Here is an 18,142-nt window from a genome sequence, read left to right on the forward strand (position 1 = left end):
CCACTGAGTTACATCCCCTTAGCCCTCTCACAAGCTGTGGACAAGGTTGCTCTTGCGCGCGTCCGGCGTCCAATGAAGAACTTTTTAATATTCAATTACGATCTAAATAAATCTATATTTATTCTTTTTAAATGCGTCTCGCGACAGGCACAGTAGGCTCATCACGCACTCACCAGGAGCAGCACCATGAGCCTAAGACTCGGCGACATCGCCCCCGACTTCGAACAGGATTCCAGCGCCGGCAAGATTCGCTTTCACGAGTGGCTCGGCGACAGTTGGGGCGTGCTGTTCTCCCACCCGGCGGACTTCACCCCGGTGTGCACCACGGAGCTGGGCTTTACCGCCAGGCTCAAGGACGAATTCGCCCAGCGTGGCGTCAAGGCCATTGCCCTGTCGGTGGACCCGGTGGACTCGCACCACAAGTGGATCGAGGACATCAACGAGACCCAGCACACCCAGGTCAACTTCCCGATCCTGGCCGATGCCGACCGCAAGGTCTCCGACCTCTACGACCTGATCCACCCGAATGCCAACGACACCCTCACCGTGCGCTCGCTGTTCGTGATCGATCCGAACAAGAAGATCCGCTTGACCATCACCTACCCGGCCAGCACCGGGCGCAATTTCCACGAGATCCTGCGGGTGATCGACTCCTTGCAGCTCACCGACCACCACAAGGTGGCGACCCCGGCCAACTGGCAGGACGGTGACGAGGTGGTCATCGTGCCGTCGCTCAAGGACGAAGACGAAATCAGGCAGCGCTTCCCGAAAGGTTACCGCGCGGTGAAGCCGTACCTGCGCCTGACACCACAGCCCAATCGCTGAAAACGATTTTTTACCGACTCACAACGCAGGGGTTTCAGGCCGTTTCGACGGCCTGTTTTTTTGCCTGGAAGAATGCCACCTGCATATTCAATTAAAGAATAAACAAATGAAAAAATAAGATTTATAGATATATAAATCAGCTGATATGGTTGGCCCATCTGGTGAGATCGCAGCCCGCGAATCGCCGACAACCGTTTAAGGAATTAGCGGCATGCTGGTCGTCACACTTGGAGGAAGCCCCAGCCAGCGATCACGCTCAGGGGTGTTGCTGGACCAGGCCAGGCGCTGGCTGATCGAACAAGGTGTGGAGGTGGTGAGCTACCAGGTCCGCGACTTCCCGGCCGAAGACCTTCTGCACGCGCGCTTCGGCAGCCCGCGGATCGTCGACCTGCTGCAACAGATCGAAAACGCCGACGGCCTGGTGATCGCCACGCCGGTGTACAAGGCCTCGTTCTCCGGCGCCCTGAAAACCGTGCTCGACCTGCTGCCCGAACGCGCCCTGAGCCACAAGGTGGTCCTGCCCATGGCCACCGGCGGCAGCATCGCCCACATGCTCGCGGTGGATTACGCCCTCAAGCCGGTGCTGGCGGCGCTCAAGGCCCAGGAGATGCTCCACGGCATTTTCGCCGAGGACAGCCAGATCGCCTATGGCGAAGGCAGTGCCCAGGCGCAGCTGGCACCGGTCCTGGCACAACGTCTGAACGAGGCCCTGGAACAGTTCCACAGTGCCTTGGCGCGGCGTTCCAGACCGCTGGACCCGACACTGCTCAAAGATCGCCTGCTCAGTGCTCGCTGGAGCATCTGAGCCGCTTCACCCGACATCGATGTACTGGCCTTACTCGCCCGCCAACGGGCAAGCAGGTGCAGCCAAAACCCTCACAGCAAAAGGAGAGCGCCATGCGCACTGTCATTTTGCGTCGTGGTCTGGTCGCTCTGTTTGCTGCGGCTGTCACCTTCGGCGCCATCACCCAGGTTCAAGCTGAAACACTGCGGATCGGCTATCAGAAATACGGCACCCTGGTGCTGCTCAAGGCCAAGGGCACCCTGGAAAAACGCCTCGCCGAGCAAGGCGTGCAAGTGCAATGGACCGAGTTCCCCGGCGGCCCGCAACTGCTCGAAGGGCTCAACGTCGGTTCCATCGACTTCGGCGTGACCGGCGAAACGCCGCCGGTCTTCGCCCAGGCCGCCGGTGCCGACCTGCTCTACGTCGCCTCGGAACCGCCGGCGCCCACCAGCGAAGCGATCCTGGTGCCCAAGGACTCGCCGATCCAATCGGTGCAGGCCCTCAAGGGCAAGAAGGTCGTCCTCAACAAAGGCTCCAACGTCCATTACCTGCTGGTCCGCGCCCTGGAAGACGCCGGCCTGAAATACAGCGATATCCAGACCGTGTTCCTGCCCCCGGCCGATGCCCGCGCCGCCTTCGAACGGGGCAGCGTCGATGCCTGGGTCATCTGGGACCCGTACCAGGCCGCCGCCGAACAGCAACTGCAAGCCCGTACTCTGCGTGACGGTACGGGCCTCGTGGACAACAACCAGTTCTACCTCGCCACCCGGCCTTACGCCGAAAAACATCCCGACGTGATCAAGACTCTGGTGGAAGAAGTCCGCGCCGTGGGCGACTGGTCCAGGGCCAATCCCCAGGAAGTCACCACCCAGGTGGCACCGCTGCTCGGCCTGCCCGCCGACATCACCCTGACCGCGGTGAAACGCCAGGGCTATGGCGCGCAGTTCCTCACGCCTGAAGTGATCGTGGCCCAGCAGAAGATCGCCGACAGCTTCTACCAGCTCAAGTTGATTCCCAAGCCACTGAGCATCAAGGACGTGATCTGGACCCCACCGGCCACCGTTGCCAAAGCCCCTTGATCCGTATTCCTTAGGAGACCACTCCATGAGCCTCAATATCTTCTGGTTCCTGCCTACCCACGGCGACGGCCATTACCTTGGCACCGCCGAAGGCGCTCGCGCCGTCGACCACAGCTACCTGCAACAAGTCGCCCAGGCCGCCGACCGCCTCGGTTTCGGTGGCGTGCTGATCCCCACCGGACGTTCCTGCGAGGACTCCTGGCTGGTGGCCGCCTCGTTGATCCCGGTGACCCAGCGCCTGAAATTCCTCGTCGCCCTGCGCCCCGGGATCATCTCCCCGACCGTGGCGGCGCGACAGGCCGCGACCCTCGACCGACTGTCCGGCGGGCGCGCGCTGTTCAACCTGGTAACCGGCGGCGACCCGGACGAACTGGCCGGCGACGGCCTGTTCCTCAGCCACGAAGAGCGCTACCAGGCTTCGGTGGAGTTCACCCGCATCTGGCGCCGCGTGCTGGAAGGTGAAACCGTCGACTACGACGGCCGGCACATCAGCGTCAAAGGCGCCAAGCTGCTCTACCCGCCGATCCAGCAACCGCGGCCGCCGCTGTACTTCGGCGGCTCTTCGGAAGCCGCCCAGGACCTCGCCGCCGAACAGGTGGAAATGGTCCTGACCTGGGGCGAACCGCCCGCCGCCGTCGCCGAGAAGATCGAACAGGTCCGGGCCAAGGCCGCCAAGCTCGGGCGCACCGTGCGCTTCGGTATTCGCCTGCACGTGATTGTCCGTGAAACCAACGCCGAGGCCTGGAAGGCCGCCGACAAACTGATCTCCCATCTGGACGACGAGACCATCGCCCGCGCGCAGAAATCCCTGGCGCGCTTCGACTCCGTTGGCCAGCAGCGCATGGCCGCCCTGCACGGCGGCAGCCGCGACAACCTGGAAGTCAGCCCCAACCTCTGGGCCGGCGTCGGCCTGGTCCGTGGCGGTGCTGGCACGGCGCTGGTGAGCGACGGCCCGACCGTGGCCGCACGGGTCAAGGAGTACGCGGACCTGGGCATCGACACCTTTATCTTCTCCGGTTATCCACACCTGGAAGAGTCGTACCGGGTCGCCGAACTGCTGTTCCCGCACCTGGATATCGAGCGCCCGGAACTGCCGAAAAGCGCCGGTTACGTCAGCCCCTTCGGTGAGATGGTCGCCAACGACATCCTGCCCAAAGCCGTGTCCCAGAGCTGAGGCCGGCCATGACGAGCTTGACGAGAATCAGCCACCGGCTCGCGCCCTGGGCCCTGCCGCTGCTGTTGCTGGCGGTGTGGCAACTGTCGGTGTCGGCCGGTTGGCTGTCGACCCGGATCCTGCCCGCGCCGAGTGCTGTGGTCGAGGCCGGCGTCGCCCTGGTGCAGAGCGGCGATATCTGGAAACACCTGGCCATCAGTGGCTGGCGCGCCGCGATCGGCTTCGCCATTGGCGGCGCTATCGGCCTGGCCCTGGGCTTTATCACCGGCCTGTCGAACTGGGGTGAACGCCTGCTCGACAGTTCGGTGCAGATGATCCGCAACGTGCCGCACCTGGCGCTGATTCCGCTGGTGATCCTGTGGTTCGGGATCGACGAGTCGGCGAAGATTTTCCTGGTGGCCCTGGGCACCCTGTTCCCGATCTACCTCAACACCTACCACGGCATCCGCAACGTCGACCCGGCGCTGGTGGAAATGGCCCGCAGCTACGGCCTGTCCGGCTTCAGCCTGTTTCGCCAGGTGATCCTGCCGGGCGCCCTGCCCTCGATCCTGGTGGGCGTGCGCTTCGCCCTGGGCTTCATGTGGCTGACGCTGATCGTCGCGGAAACCATTTCGGCCAGTTCCGGCATCGGCTACCTGGCGATGAATGCCCGGGAATTCCTGCAAACCGACGTGGTGGTATTGGCCATCGTCCTCTACGCCGTCCTCGGCAAACTGGCGGACCTCGCGGCCCGTGGCCTGGAGCGGGTCTGGCTGCGCTGGCACCCGGCCTATCAAGTGAGCAAGGGCGGTGCGCAATGACGGCTCAACAACCTCCACGCCTGCTGCGGGGTATTCCCCTGGCGGTGCGCAAGCTGCACAAGACCTTTGGTGAACGCCAGGTGCTGCGAGAGATCGACCTGCTTATCCCGGCCGGGCAATTCGTCGCCGTGGTCGGCCGCAGCGGTTGCGGCAAAAGCACCCTGCTGCGCCTGCTGGCTGGTCTCGACCAGCCCACCGGCGGTGAACTGCTGGCGGGCTCTGCAGCGCTGAGCGCGGCCCGCGAAGACACCCGGCTGATGTTCCAGGAAGCACGTTTGCTGCCGTGGAAAAAGGTCATCGACAACGTCGGCCTCGGTCTCAAGGGCGACTGGCGCCCGCAGGCCCTGCAAGCGCTGGAAGCGGTCGGCCTGGCGGACCGTGCCGATGAATGGCCGGCGGCCCTGTCCGGCGGCCAGAAGCAGCGCGTGGCCCTGGCCCGCGCACTGATTCACCAACCGCGCCTGTTGTTGCTGGACGAACCGCTGGGGGCCCTGGATGCCCTGACCCGGATCGAAATGCAACAACTGATCGAACGGCTCTGGCAACAGCATGGTTTCACCGTGTTGCTGGTGACCCACGACGTCAGCGAAGCCGTGGCCATCGCCGATCGGGTGATCCTGATCGAAGACGGCCAGGTCGGCCTTGACCTGCACGTCGAACTGCCGCGCCCGCGGGCGCGTGGCTCCCATCGCCTGGCGGCGCTGGAGAGCGAAGTGTTGAACCGGGTGCTGTCGCTGCCTGGCGTACCGCCCGAGCCGGAACCTGTATCCCCCTTGCCCACGCAGTTGCGTTGGGCGCTGTAACCCATGCCTTGCCTACTCAATCAACGACAGGAATCAACGCCATGACCATCAAAGCCATCAACGTTCGCAACCAGTTCAAGGGCACCATCAAGGAAATCGTCACCGGCGACGTGCTCTCGGAAATCGACGTGCAGACCGCTTCGGGGATCGTCACCTCGGTGATCACCACCCGCTCGGTGAAAGAGCTGGAACTGCAGGTCGGCAGTGAAGTGATCGCCTTTGTGAAATCCACCGAGGTGTCCATCGCCAAGCTGTAAGCGATGGAAACACATGACCCCGGAGGGTTTGGCCCTTCGGGGTTTTCTTTTTTGCGAGAGACTCACCAGTAGTCCGGCTTTCTTGCCGGTTTTTTCCGGGTAGGCACTTGGTGTGGCAACTGACACGCAGCCAGCTCATCCCGTGTCACGACGTGCCGCATCCAGTTCGAGTGATTCTTCAATGAGCCGGGGGCTTTACGCTTGAAGCCCTCACGATGCGGAAGGATCACCCCCACCCGGACCTCAGGGTAGTCCTCGCGAAGCGCCTTGAGGACGGGGGTCATATCCGTATCGGCAGACATCAGCACGATTTGCCCGATACGTTCACAGGCGGGCAGCGCCGCTTGTTTGGCCGCGAGTCGATACATGCTGATCGCGATATGAACGTCAGTCTCTTTTTCTTCAAGTTTCCAGATAGCGACCTGATCCAACCTTGAAGCCGGTGTATTCCGGTCGACAAACCGTGGCGCAAGCCTCGGCTCCAGTTGATGCCGCCCGTAATAGATACGCACGCCTTTTTCGATGAGCGCACGTAGATAAGTGTCTTGAGCTTCTTTGGAGACCCGGCCGCGGGTGGCGAGATCGGGTTTGACACCCGAAGTGAAAAAACACACCGACGCCAACTCACTCTCTGGTTGTTCGGCACGAAGGATATGGGCAAGCAAGGCCGGGAGGTCCAGCCATTTATATTCAGTTCCTGCCAGCAGGCCGTAAAACAGGTTGTATCCGTCCACGAAGCAGGCTGTACGCACAGAATCAGTCCCTTGAAACGAAAAAACCGGCTCTAGGCCGGTTTTTTCACCCCAACGGCCAGCGAACTGAATCGCTGCGTACGGGGCTGAGTAGTTTTTTAAGGATGCCACAGATGACGTTGATGTCAACTCACTACGACCGTTGAATACATTCTTGGTGCAAGCGCTAAGACTCATCAGCAAGACGATTCTCTTTCCCTTGAGTGAACTTTCCTAGAAAATCCTTTCGGCTTGCGCCTGCCATTCTCGGGACCTAGGCTTGGACCTGTCACTGGAGGGCTTGTCCCACAGAGGGCGGCTCTGCGCAGGGCACATTCGAGTGCACTGGGTTCCTTGATCCCGGTCTACCAACCTGAGCAAAGCCGCCACCCTCCGGTTTCGACAAATGTCAGTTCCGTAGCAGATCATGCCGCGTCTGGTGCTTTTATGGTGGGCTGTATGCGGGGCGCCTTCGGGTGCGCCGGGTGCCTGACATCCCGGTTGGCCAACCCGCGCACCGCTCACCACCTCCAATTTTTTACACGCCCTTGTCGGTGCCGCACTTATTCCTTGCGCCACACGCTCGCCAGCCACGGCTGCTGCTCACGCGGCAGCCCGGTGGGGCGATAGTAGTGCTCCAACTCGACGAAGCCCGCCGCCGTCAGCAGCTCCCGCCAGACCTCCAGGTCGTGGTACGAGCCATAACGCTCACCGTTCCAGCCTTCCTGGTTTTCCCCACGCGGGTTGGAACTGAACAGCACACCGCCCGGCTTGAGCGTGGCACGCAATTGCCCCAACACCCGTGGCAACTCCTGGCGCGGGATATGGAACAGCACGGCATTGGCGAAGATCCCATCGAAGCGCTCGGATGGCAGGTCGAGTTCGAGGAAGTTCTGCTGCAAAACCTCGCAGCCACTGTCCTCGCGAGCCATCTGCGCAAAGCGCTCGGAGCCATCGAGGCCGATCGCGATATGGCCCATGCGGGTGAAGGTCTGCAAATCCCGTCCAGGCCCACAGCCAAAATCCAGCACGGTAAACGGCGCCGTACCCTGGATATGCCGCAACAGCGCATCGATGTTCTGGCTCACATCGTGGTCGCGAGTACCTTCGCGGAAACCCTCGGCACTGCGGTTGTAGTGAGCGAGGGTGGTGGAAGCAATCTGTTCGAGATCGTTGGGGCCGAGGGTTTTCATCGAGGTCTGCTCGGGTTGGGATCGTATGTTGCGAATATACCACCCTGCCCGCTTCCACTGCCTTTCAGCGCTTGTTCAGTACCCGCGCCAACCGATCCCCACCCAACTGGATCACCGCCACCAGGATCACCAGCAACACGATCACCGTCAGCATCACCTGGCTGTCGAAACGCTGGTAACCGTATCGGTAAGCGATATCCCCCAAGCCACCCGCGCCAATGGCACCGGCCATGGCCGAGGAGTTGATCATGGTCACCAAGGTGATGGTGAAACCGCCGACTATCCCCGGCAACGCCTCGGGCAACAACACGTGCCAGACGATATGCCAGCGCCGACAACCCATGGCCTGGGCCGCTTCGATCAGGCCATGATCAACCTCCCGCAAGCTCACCTCGGCGATCCGCGCAAAGAACGGCGTGGCGGCGATGGTCAACGGCACCACGGCCGCCCACACGCCATAGGTGGTGCCGACGATCAACCGGGTAAAGGGAATCAGCGCCACCATCAGGATCAGGAACGGGATCGAGCGAAACAGGTTCACGAACGCCCCCAGCACCCGGTTCACCACCGGCGCTTCATAGATCCCTCCCTTACCGCTGGTGACCAGGATCACCGCCAGCGGAATGCCCAACAACAAGGCGATCAGCGACGACACGCCGACCATCAGGAAGGTGTCGATCACCCCCTGCCACAAACGATCAAGCCACATAGCCCAGCACCTCCACCTGTTGCGCCCAACGCCCGGCCCGCTGGCGCAGCTCCTCGGCCGCCAGCGACGAACCGGTCACCGACAACAGCAATTGCCCCAGTGCATGCCCCTGGATCCGTTCGACACCGCCCTGCAGCAAGCGCACGCGCCCGCCGAGGGCGCTGAACAGCGCCGCCAGGTCCGGCTCGTCAGCCGCACTGCCGGTCAATTGCAGGCGCAACACCACCGCCGACTCCGAGGATTGGGGACGCACCTGCAAACGCTCTTGCAGCTCCGCCGGCAACGCGTGCTGCAAGGGTGCCAGCAAGGTTCGACTGACCTGATGCTGCGGGTCGCCGAACACCTGCCAGACCGGCCCCTGCTCCACCACCCGGCCATGCTCCAGCACCACCACCCGGTCGCAGATCTCGCGGATCACCGCCATCTCGTGGGTGATCAGAACAATGGTCAGGCCCAGGCGCTGGTTGATCTCGCGCAGCAAGCCGAGGATCGACTGGGTGGTTTCCGGGTCCAGCGCCGAGGTGGCCTCGTCGCACAGCAGGATCGCCGGGGCATGGACCAGCGCCCGGGCAATCCCCACCCGCTGTTTCTGCCCGCCGGACAACTGCGCCGGGTAGGCCTTGTGCTTGTCCCGCAGCCCCACCAGTTCCAGCAGCTCGCGCACCTTCTGTTCCCGTTGCAGCCTGGGCACCCCGGCCACCTTCAACGGCAGCTCGACGTTCTGCCAGACCGTCTTCGCCGACATCAGGTTGAAGTGCTGGAAAATCATGCCGATGCGCCGGCGCAGTTCCACCAGGCGGTTTTCATCGAACTCGCCGATGTCGATCTGATCGATCAGCACCCGCCCCGCACTCGGTTGTTCCAGGCGATTGATGGTGCGGATCAGCGACGACTTGCCGGCGCCGCTGCGGCCGATGATGCCGAACACCTCGCCGCGCTGGATCGCCAGGTCGATGCCTTGCAAAGCATGCACCGGGCCCTGGCGGCCCTCGTAGGTCTTGCCCACGCCGATAAAGCGCACATGGACACGATTGAGTTCGGGGTGCAGTTCGGTCTGTTCGGCGCTACGCGGCGTTTCCTCACGCGGGCGCTGGAGGCTGACGACACTCATGTCAGCCTTCCCAACCGGCCTGGTACAGCTTGCCATGGGCCTTATCCAGGGCCGCGCGCACCGCCGGCGAGTGCTGGTAGATATCGACGAACTTGATCAGACGCGGATCGTTTTTCTCTTTCGGCTGGATGACGAACTGGATCACGTATTCCTTGTGATCGAGGCCGTCGAACAGCAGCGCGGAGCCGGGATCGAAGGTCTTCGCCAGGCGGATATAGGCCGGGTAGCCCTGCACCAGATCGGCGTCGTCGTAGGCGCGCACCAGTTGCACGGCCTCGACCTGGAGGATCTTGATCTGCTTCGGATTGCTGACGATGTCGTCTTCGGTGGCCTTGTAGCCGACGCCGGGCTTCAAGCTGATCAACCCGGCCTTGGCTAGCAGTTGCAGGCCGCGACCGCTGTTGATCGGGTCGTTGGCGATGGCGACGGTGGCGCCTTGGGGCAGTTCGTCGAAGCTTTTGTATTTTTTCGAGTAGAGGCCGACGTTGTTGATGATCCCGGGGGCAAAGGGCACCAGGTCGAAACCGGCGGCGGCCTTGGCGTTTTCCAGGAAGGGAATGTGCTGGAAGTAGTTCACGTCGATATCGCCGGCGGCCAGGCTGACGTTGGGCGCGATCCAGTCGGTGAACTCCACCAGCTCGACTTTCAGGCCCTGTTTGCCGGCCTCTTCGACGGCAGTTTCCAGTGGAATGGCGAAGGCGGCGGTGGTGCCGACCTTGAGTGGGGTGTCGGCAGCGTGGGCGGTGGTGCTGAAGAGGCCGAGGGCCAGGGCCAGTGCTTTGACTGGTTGGGTGAGGAAGGTTCTTTTCATGATGGTTTTCCAGTCAGGACATGGATTGTGTGGTGTCTGGGAGGGCGCTATCGCCAGCAAGCCGGCTCCTACAGGTTGGCGTCGAGCGCAACATCGGCGACCGCCCCCGACACTGTAGGAGCCGGCTTGCTGGCGATCGGGCGATAGCTCGCACCAGCATGCTGCCCGGGTAAATGGGCCTCGCCGTGGAACAGCTTTTCGCGCAAGGTCCCACCGTCATAGGCGGTCTTGTACGACCCGCGCCGCTGCAACTCCGGAATCACCAGCTCGATGAAGTCCACATAGCTTTCCGGGGTGACGATGCGCGTCAGGTTGAAGCCGTCCAGCCCGGTTTCGGCGATCCACGATTCCAGCTCATCCGCCACCTGCCCGGGCGAGCCGACCACGGTGAAATAGCGCCCGCCCAAGGCGTGCTGCTCAAGCAATTTGCGCCGTGTCCAGTCATTGTTCTGCAGGTTTCGGGTCGCCGACTGGATTGCATTGCTCTTCACATACTGGATCGGCTCATCCAGCTCGTACTCGGAAAAATCGATCGCGGTGGACGCGGAAAAATGCGCCACCCCGGCCTCCGCACTGGCATAGCCCAGGTACTCGGCATGCTTGGCCCAGGCCGCCTCCTCGGTCTCGCCGACAATCACGTTCAAGCCCATGAACACCTTGATGCCTTCGGGATCGCGTCCCGCCGCCACCGCACTGGCGCGCACCTTGTCCACCTGAACCTTGGTCGCGGCCTTGTTCTGCCCGCTGATGAACACGCACTCGGCATGCCGCCCGGCGAACCCCAGGCCGCGCTCCGAACTGCCGGCCTGGAACAGCACCGGCGTGCGCTGCGGCGAAGGCTCGCAGAGGTGATAGCCCTCCACCTGATAGAACTCACCCGCGTGACGCACCTTGTGCACTTTCTCCGGCTGGGCGTAGATCCGCCGGGACGGATCGTTGAGCACCGCATCGTTTTCCCAACTGCCTTCCCAGAGTTTGTAGAGCACCTCCAGGTACTCGTCGGCCTGGTCGTAGCGCCGGTCATGCTCGATCTGTTCCTTGAGGCCCATGGCCCGAGCGGCGCTGTCCAGGTAACCGGTGACGATGTTCCAGCCGACCCGCCCACGGCTCAGGTGATCGAGCGTCGACATCCGCCGGGCGAACAGGTACGGCGCCTCGTAGGTGAGGTTGGCGGTCAGGCCGAAACCGAGGTGCTTGGTCACCGCCGCCATGGCCGAAACCAGCAGCAGCGGATCGTTGACCGGCAGCTGGATCGACTCCCGCAGCGGCACCTCTACCGAACCCTGGTACACGTCGTAGACCCCGACGATATCGGCGATGAACAGGCCGTCGAACAATCCACGCTCAAGCAGCTGCGCCAACCCGGTCCAGTATTCCAGCGTCTTGTACTGGGTCGAGTTGTCCCGCGGATGAGTCCACAGGCCGTGGTTGATATGCCCGATGCAGTTCATGTTGAAGGCGTTGAGCAGGATCTTTTTCTTCGCCATCAGATCGTTCCCCGCAGCGGCGGATTTTCCGCATTGAGGTAGTAGTTGCCCACCGCGTGGTACTTCCAGCGCACCGGATCGTGCAGGGTGTGCACCCGCGCGTTGCGCCAGTGGCGGTCCAGCCCGTGTTCGGCCAGGGTCGCCTGGCTGCCGGCCAGTTCGAACAGGCTGCTGCCGGCGGCCAGGGAGATCTCGGTGCTGATGGCCCGCGCTTCGGCCACCGCAATCGAAGCCGCCGCGACGGTTTCGGCGTTGGTCTCGGCCTGGGCCCGGTCGAGGTACTCGCCGGCCCGCTCCAGCAAGGCCTCGGCGGCGTGCAGGCGAACGCTCAGGTGGCCGAGGCTCTTGAGGGTCAACGGATCGTCGGTGGCCTTGTCGCTGCCGGCATCGATCCACGGCCGCGTGCGGGTGCGGACAAAGTGCAAGGTGTCCTCATAGGCGGCGCGGGCAATGCCGGTGTCGATGGCCGCATGGAGAATCTGCGCCAGCGGGCCGACCGGGGTCGGACGCTCGAAGGCACTTTGAAAGGGAATCACATCTTCGGCAGCGACAAACACGTCCTCAAACACCACCGAACCGCTGCCGGTGGTGCGCTGGCCAAAACCGCTCCAGTCGTCGATCACGTTCAGGCCACTGCTGTCGCGAGGCACGAAGGCCAACTGCTGGACACCCTGCTCATCCACCACCGAGGTCGGAATGCGCTGGGCATACAAGGCCCCCGTGGCGTAGAACTTGCGCCCGTTGATGCGATAGCCGTCGCCGTCCCGGCGCAGGCTGGTGATACGGTCATGGGCGGTCCTGGTCCCCAGTTCGGCCAAGGCATTGCCAAAGCGTCGACCGGCGAGCACCTCGGCATACAGACGCTGTTTCTGCGCCTCGCTACCGTTCACCCGCAGCACTTCCAGGGCATAGAAATGGTTCTGCGGAATCTGCCCGAGGGACGCATCGGCCTCGGCGATCAGTTGCGTGACCTTGGCCAGGGTGACATTCGACACACCGGCACCGCCGTAGGCTTTCGGAACGCTGATGCCCCAGAGGCCCGAACGGGAAAACACCTCCAGCTCGGCCAGCGGCAGACGCCGTTCACGGTCGCGCAGGACGCTGTCGCGCTTGAAGTCTTCGGCCAGGTCGCCGGCCACGATCAGGGCTTGCTCGTCGCTGTCGATGACCGCGACGTGTTGAGAAAGAGTCATGTGCTTCTCCAGAGGTCGGGTCGTCAAATCCAGGAATGTCGGGCCGGCAAGCTGCCGTTCAGGCGATAGGCGCCAATGGCGTGGTATTTCCAGCGCACCGGGTCATGCAGGGTGTGCACCCGGGCGTTGCGCCAGTGCCGGTCGAGGTTGAATTCGGCCAGGGTGGCGCGGCTGCCGGCCAGCTCGAACAGCTTCTCGCTGGCGAGCAGGGCGATTTCGGTGGTGAGGACCTTGGCCTCGGCCACGGCAATCGAGGCCCGGGCCGCACCCGCCGCATCCACCGGCCCGGCGCTGACCTGGTCGAGGACCTGCCCGGCCTTGCGCAACAGCGCCTCGGCGGCGTGCAGTTCGATTTTCAACTTGCCGATATCGGCGATCACGTAGAGGTCGTCACTGGCGCGCTCGACCTTGGCATCGATCCACGGCCGCGAACGTTCGCGGACAAAGGCGATGCTGTCGTCGATGGCCCCGCGGGCGATGCCGGCGTCGATGGCCGCCTGGATCAGTTGCGAGAACGCGCCCTGGATATTCGGCACCTCGCCCTGGCGCCAGTTGTCCACGACGTCGTCCGCTTCCACCCGCACCTGGTTCAGCAACACGCTGCCGCTGGCGGTGGTGCGCTGGCCGAAACCCGACCAGTCGTCGACGATGCGCAAGCCCGGCGTGCCGCGCCGGACGAAGGCCATGACCTGCCGGCCTTCGTCATTGATCGCCTTGACCGCCACCCAGTGGGCAAACAGGGCGCCGGTGGAATAGAACTTCTGGCCGCTGATGACAAAGCCGTCACCGTCAGCACGGATCCGGGTCTTGAGCTCCAGGGTGTTTTTCGTGCCACGCTCAGGCCCGGCATTGCCGATGCGCCAGCCTTCCAGCACGCTCTGGAACAGCTGCTTTTTCTGCCGTTCGGTAGCCGTGCCCTGGAGCAACTGGAGAATGCCGAACTGGTTCTGCGGGATCTGCCCGAGCGCCGGATCGGCGGCGGAAATGATCGCGAAGACCTCGGCCACGGTGACGAATGAAACCTGCGGGCCGCCGTACTCACGGGGAATGGTGATGCTGCCCAGGCCGCTGCGGGTGAACTGCTCGATCTCGGCCCAGGGCAGCTTGCGCTGGCGGTCGCGGCGCGCGGCCTGCGAGCGGGCGACCTCGGCCAGCTCACGGGCGGCCTGCAGGGCTTCGGCGTCGTTGCGCAGCACCCGGGCCGGCAACAACAGGGGGGCCATATCCAGGTCGCTGCGGACCTGTGCTTCGTGCAAGTTAGACATCAACGCCACTCCGTGGCGCGCGCAATGCCCTGGCGATCCGCACAAGGGTGATTGTGTTCCTGACCATACCGACCTCATCTCTTTTGGGAGGCGTCGCAACAGCGCGACGCCATCGAAATCAAACAAGTCCGGTGGTCCGGTTCATATACCCTAAGCGCGTATAAAAATTAAATAAACTAACCTTTGGGAATATGCATAGAAGGTCAGCCTCTCACCCCCGGCAGGGCTGGGCGAGCTTGGCGAAATCCGGGCGCGGGGCCCTGATGTAGTGCCGGGCGCTGCCGACCCTGAGTCGCCTCGCCGGGGCCCAGCGGGAGTTGTTGCCGACCCGGTCGATCACGCAGTAAGTGAGTTCCAGACCGCTGTCCTCGCCGGCTTCCTGGATCACCGCCGGGGGCACGAAGAGCCTGACCGGCTTGCCGATGTCCTCGCCGGCGAGCTTGGGCAGGTCCAGGCGTACATCGCCCCAGAGCAGGGTGATTTCGTCCTCGGCCGCCATGTTCAGATAGGGCGCCAGGGTCAGCGGCACCCCCCGGCGCATCTGGCTGGGATTGACCCCGTAGCGCTGGATCGGCGCGGGAATGATCAGCGGGGTCAACCCCTGGTTTTCCTCACCGAAGGGCTGGCCACCCGGGCAGGCGAGCTTGACCGGCACCTTGAGCCGACGCGAACAGGCGCCGCCACTGCCCACGTGCAGGACCCGATAGTGAACCCGCGCCACCCCTTCCTGCACGAAACTCTCCGGCACCCGCAGACTGAGGGGCTGGCCGACGTCATGCGCCGACACCTGCCTGGCCGTCACATAACAATCGTCCCAGAACAACTCGACCAGGTCGCCCTCATCCATGCCGACATAGGGCCTGATGACAATCGACAACTGCGCGGCGGCCAGCAGGCCGATACCACGTCCATGGGCCTGGGGAACGACAGGCGGCGCCAGCCGCAGGGTGTCCTGAAAATGCGTCATGAAAAAATCCTTTTTGTAGGGTGACGAAAAGTCCAACGTGCAGGCGCAGGCCTAGGCCGCATGAACCACCGTTGTCCTTGAACCTCAACAGGCGTCCTTACCGTCGCAAATGCTGGGGCGCGCACGTGCAGTCCGGCGAACAATTGGCCGAAACGTGCAGGCGGTCCTGATAACGTCGTGCAGGTTGAGAAGTGCAGCTAAGAGTTTTGCGCAGAGGGTGTCAAGCCATTAAACGGTCATGACGAAGATCGCCAAGGAATTCAGATAATTCCTACTCTGGCGGCTTTTACAGTGAAAGCAAAGTCACAGGGAGTCGGTAGTAAACACTTAATACCTGACACTCGATAAAACAACGATTCGAAACCGTCGTACTCATTCCCTGAGTACGCCTTATTAATTAAAAGAAGTTTCCTACTTATTCTCCAGAAACTTACTGAGAAACTGCCGAGTGCGCTCTTCCTTGGGATGAGCAAACAGCGCCTTGGCCTCACCTTGCTCGACGATCACGCCCTTGTCGAAAAAGATCACCCGATTGGCCACATCCCGGGCAAAGCCCATTTCGTGGGTGACAATCACCATGGTGCGTTTTTCTTCGGCCAGGCCACGAATGGTTGCCAGCACTTCACCCACCAGCTCCGGGTCGAGGGCCGAGGTCGGCTCGTCGAACAGGATCACCTCCGGCTCCATGGCCAGCGCCCGGGCAATCGCCACCCGTTGTTGCTGACCACCGGAAAGCCGGCGCGGGTAGGCGTCTTCCTTGCCCGCCAGGCCGACCTTGGCCAGCAGCTTGCGTCCCAGGGCAAGGGCCTGGTCACGCGGGGTCTTCTTGACCACCAGCGGGCCTTCGATGACGTTCTCCAGCGCCGTACGGTGGGGAAACAGGTTGAAGTTCTGGAACACGAAACCCACCTGCTGGCGCAGCTTGCGCACCAGGCCCAACTGCTGGTTCAGCGGACGGCTGCCATCGATCTCGATGTCGCCGACCTTGATCCGGCCGCTGGAGGGCTCCTCGAGGAAATTCAGGCAACGCAGGAAGGTGGTCTTGCCGGAACCGCTGGGACCGATGATGGCAATCACCTCGCCGACCTCGACCGTCAGGTCGATGCCGTTGAGTACGGTCTGCCCCTTGAATTGCTTGGTCAGTTTTTCAACCACGATCATGCTTCAAGACTCCTGGTCATGCCGATTGACCCGCGCTTCCAGACGGTGCTGCAAGTGCGCGAGCACGCTGGCAAGGACCCAGTAGATCAGGGCGGCGGCAAGATACATGGTGAAGATTTCAAAGGTCCGGGCGGTGATCAGCTGGGCCTGGCGGAACAGTTCCGGAACCTGGATGGTCGCGGCCAGCGCCGTGTCCTTGACCAGGGAAATGAAACTGTTGCCCAACGGTGGCAGGGCCGTGCGCGCGGCTTGCGGCAGGATCGCCCGACGCAGGGTCTGCGCCCGCGACATGCCGATGCTCGCCGCCGCTTCCCACTGGCCGCGCTCGATGGAGCTGATGGCGGCCCGGAGGATTTCACAGGCGTAGGCCGCCATGTTCAGCGAAAAGCCGATCAACGCGGCGGGCAGCGGCTCCAGCTCGATGCCCATCTGCGGCAGTCCGTAATAGATCACGAACAACTGGACCAGCAGGGGTGTGCCGCGAAAGAACGACACATAGACCCTGGCGATCCAGCTCACCAGCGTGAAGCGCGACAGCCGCATCAAGGCCAGGCCGAAGCCCAGCAACAAACCGAAGAACATGCCGCCCAGGCTGAGAATCACCGTGAAGTACGCGCCCTGGAGCAGGAAGGGCGCGGAGTCCAACGCTAGCTGAAAAGCTGCTTCCATTATTGGGTGACGTCAGCGTTGAAGTACTTTTCCGACAGCTTTTTCAAGGTGCCGTCGGCGCGCAGTTCGTCGATGGCCTTGTTCACCGCGGCCAGCAACTCGGGTTCGCCTTTGCGCAGGGCGATACCGGCTTCCTGGCGGGAGAACGGCTCACCGGAGACGGCCAGGGTGTCGTTGGTCTTCTTGATCAGTTCGAAGGCCGCCAGGCGGTCCACCAGAATCGCGTCGATACGACCTACGCGCAGATCCTGGTACTTGGTCGGATCATCGTCGTAGGTCTTGATGATGGCTTTCGGCACGTTGTCCTTGAGCCATTGTTCATAGTTGGTGCCCAGGCCGACACCGACCTTGTGGCCCGCCAGATCCTGGGCGGTCTTGAACTTGTCGACGTCCTTCTTCTGCACCAGGGCCTGGATGCCGGAAACGGTGTAGGGCTCGGAGAAGTCATACTTCTTCTTGCGCTCTTCGGAGATGGTCACCTGGTTGATCACCGCGTCCAGGCGCTTGGACTCCAGGGCCGCGAGAATGCCATCCCATTTGGTCGGTTGCAGCTTGACCTTCACACCGAGCTTTTTCGCCAGGGCTTCGGAGAACTCGACTTCGAAACCGGCGAGCTTGCCGTCGGCACCGACGAAACTGAACGGCGGGTAGGTACCTTCCAGGCCAACGTTGATGGTGCCGGCCTTCTTGATGCTGTCCAGTTGTTCACCGGCAACGGCCTGGCCCAGCAGGCCGGCACCGAGCACCAAGCCCAGGCTGCCGACCAGCAGACGCTTGCGAAATGCGGAAATATTCATGACGAGCCCCGTGTGTATTCTTATGGGAAGGAACGCAAATCTGACGCTCTGAAGAGCAGCGTCAATCCTGCCTTAAAGCGGCGTTGGCGTCTCGCGCCAATTCGCCCGCGATGCGACTATAGCGAGCGCCTTATATTCCATATAATAATAAAAAACTATTTGAATATTCAATTTTGTGCTGTTTCTGATATCGCTATCGCCAGCAAGCCGGCTCCCACAGGATTTGTGCCGTACGCAAATTCGATGTTCGACACAGATCCCCTGTAGATACCGTCTTGACCCTCATCGCGCAAGCGCGATGTTTGGGTCAAACGGTATGCCTGATT

General features: G+C 62.5%; 19 protein-coding genes. 7 read left to right on the top strand and 12 right to left on the bottom strand.

Annotated elements, in window-relative coordinates:
• The first annotated feature begins 186 nt into the window (after window positions 1-186).
• The 7 genes from UCMB321_RS25475 to UCMB321_RS25505 all read left to right on the top strand — a co-directional run bounded on the left by UCMB321_RS25475 (window position 187) and on the right by UCMB321_RS25505 (window position 5,722).
• On the top strand, window positions 187-825 hold the full coding sequence (locus UCMB321_RS25475) for a peroxiredoxin (protein WP_040071443.1): 639 nt from the start codon (window positions 187-189) through the stop codon (window positions 823-825).
• A 211-nt stretch (window positions 826-1,036) separates the two neighbouring features.
• Window positions 1,037-1,630 carry an NADPH-dependent FMN reductase gene (gene ssuE / locus UCMB321_RS25480; RefSeq protein WP_040071444.1) on the top strand — a complete coding sequence of 198 codons (594 nt, stop codon included), beginning with the start codon at window positions 1,037-1,039 and terminating at the stop codon, window positions 1,628-1,630.
• A gap of 92 nt (window positions 1,631-1,722) precedes the next feature.
• A complete protein-coding gene (locus UCMB321_RS25485; protein ID WP_040071445.1) occupies window positions 1,723-2,688 on the top strand; it encodes a sulfonate ABC transporter substrate-binding protein in 966 nt (321 codons plus the stop codon).
• A gap of 25 nt (window positions 2,689-2,713) precedes the next feature.
• Entirely contained in the window at window positions 2,714-3,862 is a 1,149-nt protein-coding gene (gene ssuD / locus UCMB321_RS25490; protein ID WP_040071446.1) for an FMNH2-dependent alkanesulfonate monooxygenase, read from the top strand.
• A gap of 8 nt (window positions 3,863-3,870) precedes the next feature.
• Complete coding sequence (ssuC, locus tag UCMB321_RS25495; RefSeq protein WP_040071447.1) at window positions 3,871-4,662, top strand: aliphatic sulfonate ABC transporter permease SsuC; 792 nt, start codon at window positions 3,871-3,873, stop codon at window positions 4,660-4,662.
• Window positions 4,659-5,465: an aliphatic sulfonates ABC transporter ATP-binding protein gene (gene ssuB, locus UCMB321_RS25500; RefSeq protein WP_040071448.1), complete on the top strand. Its 807-nt coding sequence runs from the start codon at window positions 4,659-4,661 to the stop codon at window positions 5,463-5,465. The genes ssuC and ssuB overlap by 4 nt, the downstream gene beginning before the upstream one ends.
• A 41-nt stretch (window positions 5,466-5,506) precedes the next feature.
• Window positions 5,507-5,722: a TOBE domain-containing protein gene (locus UCMB321_RS25505; RefSeq protein WP_040071449.1), complete on the top strand. Its 216-nt coding sequence runs from the start codon at window positions 5,507-5,509 to the stop codon at window positions 5,720-5,722.
• Between the two features lie 62 nt (window positions 5,723-5,784).
• Here the strand turns inward: UCMB321_RS25505 and UCMB321_RS25510 are convergent, their stop codons facing one another.
• From UCMB321_RS25510 to tcyJ, 12 genes are all read right to left on the bottom strand, one after another.
• Window positions 5,785-6,474 (bottom strand): NYN domain-containing protein, encoded by a 690-nt coding sequence (locus UCMB321_RS25510; protein ID WP_040071450.1) that lies wholly within the window; start codon window positions 6,472-6,474, stop codon window positions 5,785-5,787.
• A gap of 542 nt (window positions 6,475-7,016) precedes the next feature.
• Window positions 7,017-7,646 carry a class I SAM-dependent methyltransferase gene (locus UCMB321_RS25515; RefSeq protein ID WP_040071451.1) on the bottom strand — a complete coding sequence of 210 codons (630 nt, stop codon included), beginning with the start codon at window positions 7,644-7,646 and terminating at the stop codon, window positions 7,017-7,019.
• 64 nt (window positions 7,647-7,710) lie between these two features.
• Window positions 7,711-8,355 carry a methionine ABC transporter permease gene (locus UCMB321_RS25520; RefSeq protein ID WP_040071452.1) on the bottom strand — a complete coding sequence of 215 codons (645 nt, stop codon included), beginning with the start codon at window positions 8,353-8,355 and terminating at the stop codon, window positions 7,711-7,713.
• Window positions 8,345-9,466: a methionine ABC transporter ATP-binding protein gene (locus UCMB321_RS25525; protein WP_040071453.1), complete on the bottom strand. Its 1,122-nt coding sequence runs from the start codon at window positions 9,464-9,466 to the stop codon at window positions 8,345-8,347. The genes UCMB321_RS25520 and UCMB321_RS25525 overlap by 11 nt, the downstream gene beginning before the upstream one ends.
• A gap of 1 nt (window position 9,467) precedes the next feature.
• Window positions 9,468-10,277: a MetQ/NlpA family ABC transporter substrate-binding protein gene (locus UCMB321_RS25530; RefSeq protein WP_040071454.1), complete on the bottom strand. Its 810-nt coding sequence runs from the start codon at window positions 10,275-10,277 to the stop codon at window positions 9,468-9,470.
• Window positions 10,278-10,345: 68 nt separating this feature from the next.
• Window positions 10,346-11,764 (bottom strand): LLM class flavin-dependent oxidoreductase, encoded by a 1,419-nt coding sequence (locus UCMB321_RS25535; protein WP_052451359.1) that lies wholly within the window; start codon window positions 11,762-11,764, stop codon window positions 10,346-10,348.
• A complete protein-coding gene (locus UCMB321_RS25540; RefSeq protein WP_040071455.1) occupies window positions 11,764-12,957 on the bottom strand; it encodes an SfnB family sulfur acquisition oxidoreductase in 1,194 nt (397 codons plus the stop codon). Before UCMB321_RS25540 ends, UCMB321_RS25535 begins: the two co-directional genes overlap by 1 nt.
• A gap of 23 nt (window positions 12,958-12,980) precedes the next feature.
• Window positions 12,981-14,222: an SfnB family sulfur acquisition oxidoreductase gene (locus UCMB321_RS25545; RefSeq protein WP_040071456.1), complete on the bottom strand. Its 1,242-nt coding sequence runs from the start codon at window positions 14,220-14,222 to the stop codon at window positions 12,981-12,983.
• A 211-nt stretch (window positions 14,223-14,433) separates the two neighbouring features.
• Complete coding sequence (locus UCMB321_RS25550; RefSeq protein ID WP_040071457.1) at window positions 14,434-15,189, bottom strand: hypothetical protein; 756 nt, start codon at window positions 15,187-15,189, stop codon at window positions 14,434-14,436.
• Between the two features lie 411 nt (window positions 15,190-15,600).
• A complete protein-coding gene (tcyN, locus tag UCMB321_RS25555) occupies window positions 15,601-16,350 on the bottom strand; it encodes an L-cystine ABC transporter ATP-binding protein TcyN (protein ID WP_040071458.1) in 750 nt (249 codons plus the stop codon).
• A 3-nt stretch (window positions 16,351-16,353) separates the two neighbouring features.
• Complete coding sequence (tcyL, locus tag UCMB321_RS25560; RefSeq protein ID WP_040071459.1) at window positions 16,354-17,019, bottom strand: cystine ABC transporter permease; 666 nt, start codon at window positions 17,017-17,019, stop codon at window positions 16,354-16,356.
• Window positions 17,019-17,816: a cystine ABC transporter substrate-binding protein gene (gene tcyJ, locus UCMB321_RS25565; protein WP_040071460.1), complete on the bottom strand. Its 798-nt coding sequence runs from the start codon at window positions 17,814-17,816 to the stop codon at window positions 17,019-17,021. The genes tcyL and tcyJ overlap by 1 nt, the downstream gene beginning before the upstream one ends.
• Window positions 17,817-18,142: the final 326 nt, after the last annotated feature.

It is taken from the genome of Pseudomonas batumici, from assembly GCF_000820515.1.
Taxonomy (GTDB): domain Bacteria; phylum Pseudomonadota; class Gammaproteobacteria; order Pseudomonadales; family Pseudomonadaceae; genus Aquipseudomonas; species Aquipseudomonas batumici.

Coding starts and splice junctions, on each gene's coding strand:
- ssuE (WP_040071444.1), top strand. CDS start 1,037: ATGCTGGTCGTCACACTTGGAGGAAGCCCCAGCCAGCGATCACGCTCA.
- UCMB321_RS25520 (WP_040071452.1), bottom strand. CDS start 8,355: ATGTGGCTTGATCGTTTGTGGCAGGGGGTGATCGACACCTTCCTGATG.
- tcyN (WP_040071458.1), bottom strand. CDS start 16,350: ATGATCGTGGTTGAAAAACTGACCAAGCAATTCAAGGGGCAGACCGTA.
- UCMB321_RS25540 (WP_040071455.1), bottom strand. CDS start 12,957: ATGACTCTTTCTCAACACGTCGCGGTCATCGACAGCGACGAGCAAGCC.
- ssuD (WP_040071446.1), top strand. CDS start 2,714: ATGAGCCTCAATATCTTCTGGTTCCTGCCTACCCACGGCGACGGCCAT.
- UCMB321_RS25525 (WP_040071453.1), bottom strand. CDS start 9,466: ATGAGTGTCGTCAGCCTCCAGCGCCCGCGTGAGGAAACGCCGCGTAGC.
- tcyJ (WP_040071460.1), bottom strand. CDS start 17,816: ATGAATATTTCCGCATTTCGCAAGCGTCTGCTGGTCGGCAGCCTGGGC.
- UCMB321_RS25475 (WP_040071443.1), top strand. CDS start 187: ATGAGCCTAAGACTCGGCGACATCGCCCCCGACTTCGAACAGGATTCC.
- tcyL (WP_040071459.1), bottom strand. CDS start 17,019: ATGGAAGCAGCTTTTCAGCTAGCGTTGGACTCCGCGCCCTTCCTGCTC.
- UCMB321_RS25485 (WP_040071445.1), top strand. CDS start 1,723: ATGCGCACTGTCATTTTGCGTCGTGGTCTGGTCGCTCTGTTTGCTGCG.
- ssuB (WP_040071448.1), top strand. CDS start 4,659: ATGACGGCTCAACAACCTCCACGCCTGCTGCGGGGTATTCCCCTGGCG.
- UCMB321_RS25550 (WP_040071457.1), bottom strand. CDS start 15,189: ATGACGCATTTTCAGGACACCCTGCGGCTGGCGCCGCCTGTCGTTCCC.
- UCMB321_RS25545 (WP_040071456.1), bottom strand. CDS start 14,222: ATGTCTAACTTGCACGAAGCACAGGTCCGCAGCGACCTGGATATGGCC.
- ssuC (WP_040071447.1), top strand. CDS start 3,871: ATGACGAGCTTGACGAGAATCAGCCACCGGCTCGCGCCCTGGGCCCTG.
- UCMB321_RS25515 (WP_040071451.1), bottom strand. CDS start 7,646: ATGAAAACCCTCGGCCCCAACGATCTCGAACAGATTGCTTCCACCACC.
- UCMB321_RS25530 (WP_040071454.1), bottom strand. CDS start 10,277: ATGAAAAGAACCTTCCTCACCCAACCAGTCAAAGCACTGGCCCTGGCC.
- UCMB321_RS25535 (WP_052451359.1), bottom strand. CDS start 11,764: ATGGCGAAGAAAAAGATCCTGCTCAACGCCTTCAACATGAACTGCATC.
- UCMB321_RS25505 (WP_040071449.1), top strand. CDS start 5,507: ATGACCATCAAAGCCATCAACGTTCGCAACCAGTTCAAGGGCACCATC.